Raw genomic sequence first — 7,986 nt, forward strand, 5'->3', positions numbered from 1 at the left:
GCGCGCGCTCGCTGCCGCGCCGACCGCCGGCGCGGAGAGGCGGGCCGAGGCGCGACCGCCGCCGCGCGGGTCGCGCCGGCCGTACTTGTGGTGGTAGGTGTAGTCGGCGTGGCCGGGGCGGAAGGTGTCGAGCAGGTTCGCGTAATCCTTGCTGCGCTGGTCGGTGTTGCGGATCAGCAGCGCGATCGGCGTTCCCGTGGTCCGGCCCTCGAACACGCCCGACAGGATCTCGACGGTGTCGTCTTCCTTGCGCTGGGTGACGTGGCGCGAGGTCCCGGGCCGGCGCCGGGCGAGCTCGGGCTGGATGTCCGACTCGGCGAGCGCGAGGCCGGGCGGGCAGCCGTCGACGATGCAGCCGATCGCCGGCCCGTGGCTCTCGCCGAACGTGGTGACGCGAAAGAGCGTGCCGATCGTGCTGCCGGACATCGCTCAGCCGGCCTTCGGCGCGCGCAGCTCCTCGCCGCTCTCCACCGGCCAGTCGCGGATGTAGGCCTTGAGCATGCGGTTCTCGAAGTCCTGGCTGTCGACGACGGCCTTGGCGACGTCGTAGAACGAGACGACGCCCATCAGCGTCTTCTCGCTCTGGACCGGCATGTAGCGCGCGTGCCGGCCGAGCATCATGCGCCGCACCTCGTCGAGCTCGGTGCCCGGCGTGCAGATCAGCGGCGCGTCGTCCATCACGGCGCGCACGCGCGTCGCACCGATGGCGCCGCCGTTCTGCACCACGGCCTTGATCACTTCGCGGAAGGTGAGCATGCCGACGAGCTCGCCCTTTTCCATCACGACGAGCGAGCCGATGTCCATTTCCGACATCAGGTCGAGCGCCTTCGACAGCGCCTCGTCGGGTGCCACGGTGTACAGCGTGTTGCCCTTCACGCGCAGGATGTCGCTGACTTTCATGGTCGTCTCCGCAGCTCGTCTGCGACGGGCTCCGGATCAATATAGCCCACAATCGTTGGCCCAAGAGGATCGCTCATGCCCGGATATTCGGACCCCGGCTTCGACACGCTGGCCCTGCACGCCGGCGCCGCGCCGGACCCCGCGACCGGCGCCCGCGCGGTGCCGATCCACCTGACGACGTCGTTCGTGTTCGAATCGAGCGAGCACGCCGCCTCGCTCTTCAACATGGAGCGCTCCGGCCACGTCTACAGCCGGCTCTCGAACCCGACCAACGCCGTGCTCGAGGAGCGCGTCGCCGCGCTCGAAGGCGGCTCCGGCGCGATCGCCACGGCCAGCGGGCAGGCGGCCCTGCACCTGGCCGTCGCCACCCTTGCCGGCGCGGGCTCCCACATCGTCGCCTCGAGCGCCCTCTACGGCGGCTCGCACAACCTGCTGCACTACACGCTGGCGCGCTTCGGCATCGCCACCACCTTCGTCAAACCCGGGGACGTCGACGCCTGGCGGGCCGCGATCCGGCCGGAGACGAAGCTCCTGTTCGGCGAGACCCTCGGCAACCCCGGCCTGGACGTCCTCGACATCCCGGCCATCGCGTCGCTGGCGCACGAGAACCACCTGCCGCTGCTCGTCGACTCCACCTTCACGACGCCGTGGCTGATGCGTCCGTTCGAGCACGGCGCCGACCTGCTCTACCACTCGGCGACCAAGTTCCTCTCCGGCCACGGCACCGTCATCGGCGGCGTCCTCGTCGACAGCGGCGCCTTCGACTGGGACGCGGCCACGGAGAAGTCGGGCCGCTTCACCGAGCTGACCCGCGCCTACGAGGGCTTCCACGGCATGGTGTTCAGCGAGGAGAGCAGCGTCGGCGCCTTCCTGCTGCGGGCCCGTCGCGAGGGCCTGCGCGACTTCGGCGCCAGCATGAGCCCGCACACCGCCTGGCTGATCCTGCAAGGCCTCGAAACCCTGCCGCTGCGCATGGCGCGGCACGTCGAGAACACGCGCAAGGTCGTCGCCTTCCTGGCCGGGCACGACAAGGTCGAGCGGATCGGCTACCCCGAGCTCGAGACGCACCCCGACCATGCGCTGGCCAAGCGCCTGCTGCCGCGCGGCTGCGGCTCGGTGTTCAGCTTCGACCTGCGCGGCTCGCGCGAATCGGGCCGCGCCTTCATCGAGGCGCTGCGGCTCTTCTCGCACCTGGCCAATGTCGGCGACTGCCGCTCGCTCGTCATCCATCCGGCATCGACGACCCATTTCCGGATGGACGACGCGGCGTTGGCCCGGGCCGGCATCGGGCCGGGGACCATCCGCCTGTCGATCGGCCTCGAAGACCCGGACGACCTGCTCGACGACCTGAAGCGGGCGTTGAAGGCGGCCTTCCGGTGAAGCTCGCGGTCGGCGGACGCGAGGTCTACGTCTACAGCGGCGGCAAGGCCTTCGACGCTGCCCTGCCGTGCGCCGTCTTCGTGCACGGCGCCCTGCACGACCACAGCGTCTGGACCCTGCTCGCGCGCTGGTACGCGAACCACGGCCACGCGGTGCTCGCGCCCGACCTGCCCGCGCACGGACGCTCGGCCGGACCGCCGCTCGGGAGCGTCGAAGCCCTCGCCGCCTGGCTCCTGGCACTGCTCGATGCGGCCGGGGTGCGGCAAGCGGCGCTGGTCGGCCACAGCATGGGCTCGCTGGTCGGCCTCGAAGCCGCGGCGCGAGCCCCGGAGCGCGCCAGCAGCCTGGTGATGGTGGGAACGGCTTTCCCGATGGCTGTGTCAGCGGCGCTGCTCGAGTCGGCACGCACGCGGCCGCTGGATGCGATCGATGCCGTCAACACCTTCTCCCACTCGGGCTTCGCGGCCAAGCCGTCGTACCCCGGGCCCGGCAGCTCGCTGCACGGCGGCAACCGCGCCCTGATGCGCCGGGTGCAGGCCGGGTGCCCCGAAACCAATCTGTTCGTGGTCGACTTCCAGGTCTGCGACAGCTACCGCGGCGGGCTCGAGGCAGCGGCACGCGTGCGCTGCCCCGTCACGCTGGTGCTCGGCGAGCACGACCAGATGACGCGGCCGAGCGGGGCCGTCGAGCTGGCTTCGGCCCTGAAGGCGAGGACGGTGCGGCTCGCCGCCGGGCATTCCCTGATGACCGAAGCGCCCGAAGCCTTGCTCGGCGCGCTGAAGCAGGCCCTGCCGGGACGGTGATCGCGTCCGCGATCCGGACTACTTGCCGGTCCAGCGCGGCGGTCGCTTGTCGATGAAGGCACGCACGCCTTCGCGGAAGTCGGCGCTGCCGTAGGTGGCGGCGATGAGGTCGTCGCCGTTCGGCACCGGCTGCGCCTCCTGGATCCGGCGCACCGCCTCTTTGGTCACCCACAGCGTGATCGGCGCGTGCGACGCGACCGTCGCGGCGAGCTCGCGCACGCGCGCCTCGATGGACTCGGCGGCGACGATCTCATGCACGAAGCCGGCGGCCAGCGCCTCGTCGGCCGACAGCAGGCGGGCCGTGAAGATAAGCTCCTTCAGGCGCGAGGGGCCGAGCAGGTCGACGTAGCGCGCATAGGCATGCATCGACAGGCAGTTGCCGAGGGTGCGCGCGATCGGGGCGCCGAAGCGCGCATCGGGCGTGGCGATGCGCAGGTCGGCACCGGCGGCGATGCCGAATCCGCCGCCGACGGCGAAGCCCTGGATCTGCGCGATCACGGGCTTGCGGACCCGGGCCAGCCGTCCGGAGCGATGGTCGGCGTCGCGCTCGTAGCGAAGCCCGTCCTCGCCGCTCTCGAAGGTCGTGAACTGACCGATGTCGGTGCCGGCCACGAAAGCCTTGCCGCCGGCACCCTTGAGGACCAGGACGCGGACCTCGTCGTCGGCATCGACCTCGTCGCAGACCTGCACCAGTCGCTGGTACATGCCCCAGGTCATGGCGTTGCGCGCCTCGGGCCGGTTGAACGTCAGCGTGACGATCGGGCCTTCGCGTGCGACGAGAACGTGCTCGTCGGCGGGGGTGGCTTCTGGCATGGGGTTCCGTCGGGGCGTGGGCAGCGGGAAATCCTAGCACCCGCCTGCGGCGCACGACACGCTCGCGCTAGGGCCAATACCAAGGGTGCGGGCGGTGCGGCTTGCTAAAGTGTTTGCGAACAGGGGCGCAGTCGCGCCCTGAACCATCCGGCCGGGCCCGCCATGAAACTCAAGCACCTCCTCGCAGCATCGACCGCCTCGTTCGCGCTGCTCCTCGGCACCTCCGGCAGCGCGCTCGCCCAGGCCAAGTACCCGACCAAGAACATCGAGGTCGTCGTGCCCTTCGCCCCGGGCGGCGGCACCGACAACATGATGCGCATGATCACCGGCATCATCGACGAGAACAAATGGTCGCCGATGCCGATGAACGTCAACAACCGGCCGGGCGGCAGCGGCACCATCGGCTACAGCTACCTCATCACGAAGAAGGGCGACTCCCACGTCGTCGCCGGCGCCACGCCGATGATCGTCTCGGGCAAGCTGCAGGGCCGGCTGCCGGGCAACCACCGCGACGTCATGACCGTGCTGATGATCGTCGCCATCGACGAGCTGATGCTGTCGGTGCGCAGCGAGTCGCCGTACAAGACCGTCGAGGAATTCGTCGCCGCGGCGCGCGCGCGGCCGGGCCAGCTCACGGTGGGCGGCACCGGCACCCACAACGAGGACCACATCTTCGCGCACCTGTTCGAGCAGGCGGCCAAGATCAAGCTCAAGTACGTGCCGTTCAACTCCGGCGGCGAGGTGACCGCCGCACTGCTCGGCGGCCACATCGACGGCGGCATCATGAACCCGAACGAGATCGGCGCGCAGGTCGACGCCGGCAAGGCGAAGAACCTGGCCGTCGCCGCACGCAAGCGCATGACGGGCGCGCCCGACGTGCCGACCTTCGCCGAGAAGGGCATGCCGTTCTACTGGGAGCAGATGCGCGGCGTCGTCGGCCCGGCCAACATGGCGCCGGAGTCCGTCGCCTGGTGGCAGGACACGCTGAAGAAGGTCACCGCCACCAAGAAGTGGCAGGACGACTACATCAAGGGCAACCTGCTCACGCCCACCAACTGGGTCGGCGAAGAAGCGAACAAGTACCTCGACAGCATCACCGGCGACTACGAAAGCGCCCTGGGTGCCCTCGGCGGCCTGAAGAAGTAAGGCGGCACCGGGCAGGACGGTGCGTTCCGCTGACCGGATCGCCGGCGCGGCCCTTCTCGCGCTTGGCGTCGCCTTCAGCGCCGGCGCGCTGACGCATTACGCCTACTGGGGCGCCAACGGGCCCGGGCCCGCGTTCCTTCCCTTCTGGCTGGGCCTCGCGATGGCCCTTCTCGCGTCGATCCTGCTCGTCGGGGCGGTCCGCTCGAGCGACCCGGGCGCTGCCTGGCTGCCGCGCGGCGAGGGCCTGAGGCGTCTGGTCCTGGTCCTCGGCATCACGGCCTTGTTCGCGGCGCTGCTCAACGTCGTCGGCATGGTCCTCGGCACGGTGCTGTTCCTGATCGCGCTGCTGCGCGGCCTCGACCGCCAGCGCTGGCTCGTCACGCTCGCCGTGGCGCTCGCCGTCGCGGCAGCGAACTACCTGATCTTCACCTACTGGCTGCGCGTACCGATGCCCGTGGGTCTGCTCGGCTTCTGAGCGCCATGGACTTCCTGTCGAACCTGGCGCTCGGCTTTTCGGTCGCGCTGACGCCGTTCAACCTCTTCATGGCGGTGTGCGGCGTGGTGCTCGGCATCCTCATCGGCGCCCTCCCCGGCATCGGCCCCCCGTCCGGCGTGGCGCTGCTGCTGCCGCTGACCTTCGGCATGGATCCCACCTCCGGAATCATCATGCTCGCCGCGCTCTACGCCGGCACGATGTACGGCGGCACCATCACCGCGGTGCTGATCAACACGCCAGGCGAGTCCGCCTCGGTCGTGACCTGTCTCGACGGCCACCAGATGGCCCTGCAGGGACGAGCCGGCCCGGCGCTCGGCATCGCCGCCATCGCCTCGTTCATCGCCGGCACGTTCGGCGTGATCCTGCTCATGCTCGTTTCGCCCCTGCTGGCGCGCTGGTCGCTCGCCTTCGGGCCGCCGGAGAACTTCGCGCTGATGCTGCTCGGCCTGACCACGGTGACCCTGCTCACCGGCGACAGTCCGATCAAGGGCTACATCAGCATGGTCGCGGGGCTCATGCTGGCCACCGTCGGCTTCGACATCGTCTCGGGCGATGCCAGGTTCGCCTTCGGAATCCCGGAAATGATGGACGGCATCGACTTCCTGCCCGTCGCCATCGGCCTGTTCGGGCTCGGCGAGGTGCTGGCCGGCGCCGAAGCGGCCAAGGGCGCCAGCATCCTGTCGGGCCGATACGGCCTGCGCGACGTCATGCCGACCGCGGCCGACTGGCTGCGCAGCCGCTGGGCGATCGTGCGGGGCTCGGTGCTCGGCTTCGTCGTCGGCACGCTGCCGGGCGCCGGCCCGACCGTGGCCACCTTCATGACCTACGCGGTGGAGAAGAAGATCTCCAAGCATCCCGAGGAGTTCGGCCGGGGCGCCGTCGAAGGAGTCGCGGCGCCCGAAGCGGCCAACAACGCCGCCGCGACCGGCGCCATGGTGCCGATGCTGACGCTCGGCATCCCGGGTTCGGCGACGACCGCGATCATGCTCGGTGGCCTGCTGATGTGGGGCCTGCGGCCGGGCCCGCAGCTGTTCGAGAAGAATCCGCAGTTCGTGTGGGGGCTGATCGCCTCGCAGTACATCGCCAACGTGCTGCTGCTCATCCTGAGCACCGCGTTCATCCCGCTCTTCGTCCGCGCCCTGCGCGTGCCTTACGGCATCCTCATGCCGATCATCATCGTGCTCTGCATCACCGGCGCCTTCTCGCTCAAGAACAGCGGCTTCGACGTCGGCGTGATGCTCGCCTTCGGCGCCGTCGGCTATGCGATGAAGAAGCTCGGCTACTCGCCGGCGGCGCTCGTCCTCGCCCTGGTGCTGGGGCCGCTCGCCGAACGCGCGCTGCGCCAGTCGCTGATCATCTCCGACGCCGGAATCGGCATCTTCTTCATGCGCCCGATCTCCGCGGTGCTCACGGTCGCCGCGCTGGCGGCCGTGCTCGTCCCGGCTGTCATGGCGATCCGGGCGGCGGCGCGGCGGCGGGTAGCGCGCGTCGGCTGAGCGCCGGCCGCGGCCTATTCGCCCGAGGCCAGCCCCGCGGCCGTCAAGCCCAGCCAGGGCTTGGCCAGCGGCGACGCATAGTCGCCCTTCTTGGCGGTCTTCAGGCCGAGGCCGGCCAGGCCCTCGGCGAACCTGACGGCGACGGCGACGCCGTCGATCACCGGCACGCCGAGGCGGCGCTGCAGCTCGCGACAGAGCGAGGCCATGCCGGCGCAGCCGAGGACGATGGCTTCGCTGCGATCGCTCGCGAGGGCGGCCCGCGCTGCCGCCTCGATCCGCGTCAGCGCCTCCTCGGCGGCGGACTCGAGCGCCAGGACCGGGATGTCGGTGCCGTGGACGCCGCGGCAGCTGCGCTCGAAGCCGTAGCGATGGACCAGCCGCTCGGCGATGACGCAGGTGCGGGTCAGCGTCGTCACGACGGAGAAGCCGGTGGCCAGGAACGATGCCGCGTGGAACGCCGCCTCGGCGATGCCGAGCACGGGGGCCTCGCTCGCCTCGCGCGCAGCGTCGAGGCCGGGGTCGCCGAAGCAGGCGATCACGATGGCGTCGATGCCGGGGCCGCCCGACAGGCGCACCATCTCGGCGACCCCGGCGGCGGCGAACGCCTCGTCGTAGTGCCCTTCGATAGAGGCCGGTCCGAAGCGCGGCTGCACCGCCGCGATGTCCGTGCCGGCGCTGGCTGCCTCTCGCGCTGCCGCGGCGATGGACGCCGTCATCGCGGTCGACGTGTTGGGGTTAACGATCAGAAGTTTCATTGGACGGCCCCGCCTCGGTTGCGCTGCAATCGATCACGACGACGCGACGATGCCACACGTTGGTTCACGGCCGCCCAGAGGAGGTGCGGCCGGCGCTGGCATATCCATTGCGTAGGCAAGCCAAGCATCGATCGGACCATGCACTCGACCCACCCGGAGCCAAGATGACACGAACCCCGCCCCCGCCCGCCTGGACC

At 70.5% G+C, this 7,986-nt stretch carries 9 protein-coding genes; 5 read left to right on the forward strand and 4 right to left on the reverse strand.

The genetic code is table 11. The features are described from left to right. Together AC30N0_RS00980 and AC30N0_RS00985 are read right to left on the reverse strand one after the other, a co-directional pair. Positions 1-426, reverse strand: a 426-nt coding sequence (locus AC30N0_RS00980; protein ID WP_489516073.1) for a chorismate synthase, incomplete at its 3' end; no start/stop codon positions are given. A gap of 3 nt (positions 427-429) precedes the next feature. Next, entirely contained in the window at positions 430-900 is a 471-nt protein-coding gene (locus AC30N0_RS00985) for a CBS domain-containing protein (protein WP_489516074.1), read from the reverse strand. A gap of 75 nt (positions 901-975) precedes the next feature. Between AC30N0_RS00985 and AC30N0_RS00990 the strand changes: the two genes are divergently transcribed. Both AC30N0_RS00990 and AC30N0_RS00995 read left to right on the forward strand, forming a co-directional pair. Continuing rightward, on the forward strand, positions 976-2,280 hold the full coding sequence (locus tag AC30N0_RS00990) for an O-acetylhomoserine aminocarboxypropyltransferase (protein WP_489516075.1): 1,305 nt from the start codon (positions 976-978) through the stop codon (positions 2,278-2,280). After that, positions 2,277-3,083: an alpha/beta fold hydrolase gene (locus AC30N0_RS00995; RefSeq protein ID WP_489516076.1), complete on the forward strand. Its 807-nt coding sequence runs from the start codon at positions 2,277-2,279 to the stop codon at positions 3,081-3,083. The genes AC30N0_RS00990 and AC30N0_RS00995 overlap by 4 nt, the downstream gene beginning before the upstream one ends. Positions 3,084-3,101: 18 nt before the next feature. Here the strand turns inward: AC30N0_RS00995 and AC30N0_RS01000 are convergent, their stop codons facing one another. Beyond that, positions 3,102-3,896 (reverse strand): enoyl-CoA hydratase/isomerase family protein, encoded by a 795-nt coding sequence (locus AC30N0_RS01000; protein WP_489516077.1) that lies wholly within the window; start codon positions 3,894-3,896, stop codon positions 3,102-3,104. A 162-nt stretch (positions 3,897-4,058) separates the two neighbouring features. On the opposite strand from AC30N0_RS01000, the gene AC30N0_RS01005 reads away from it, so the two are divergent. From AC30N0_RS01005 to AC30N0_RS01015, 3 genes are read left to right on the forward strand one after another with little or no spacing between them, the layout of a single operon-like run. After that, a complete protein-coding gene (locus AC30N0_RS01005) occupies positions 4,059-5,042 on the forward strand; it encodes a Bug family tripartite tricarboxylate transporter substrate binding protein (RefSeq protein ID WP_489516078.1) in 984 nt (327 codons plus the stop codon). A gap of 19 nt (positions 5,043-5,061) precedes the next feature. After that, positions 5,062-5,517 (forward strand): tripartite tricarboxylate transporter TctB family protein, encoded by a 456-nt coding sequence (locus AC30N0_RS01010; RefSeq protein ID WP_489516079.1) that lies wholly within the window; start codon positions 5,062-5,064, stop codon positions 5,515-5,517. Between the two features lie 5 nt (positions 5,518-5,522). Further along, on the forward strand, positions 5,523-7,034 hold the full coding sequence (locus tag AC30N0_RS01015) for a tripartite tricarboxylate transporter permease (RefSeq protein ID WP_489516080.1): 1,512 nt from the start codon (positions 5,523-5,525) through the stop codon (positions 7,032-7,034). 14 nt (positions 7,035-7,048) lie between these two features. On the opposite strand, the gene AC30N0_RS01020 is transcribed toward AC30N0_RS01015, so the two are convergent. Further along, positions 7,049-7,789 (reverse strand): aspartate/glutamate racemase family protein, encoded by a 741-nt coding sequence (locus AC30N0_RS01020; RefSeq protein WP_489516081.1) that lies wholly within the window; start codon positions 7,787-7,789, stop codon positions 7,049-7,051. Positions 7,790-7,986: the final 197 nt, after the last annotated feature.

This window comes from Rhizobacter sp. (genome assembly GCF_031412495.1).
Lineage (GTDB): Bacteria > Pseudomonadota > Gammaproteobacteria > Burkholderiales > Burkholderiaceae_C > Schlegelella_A.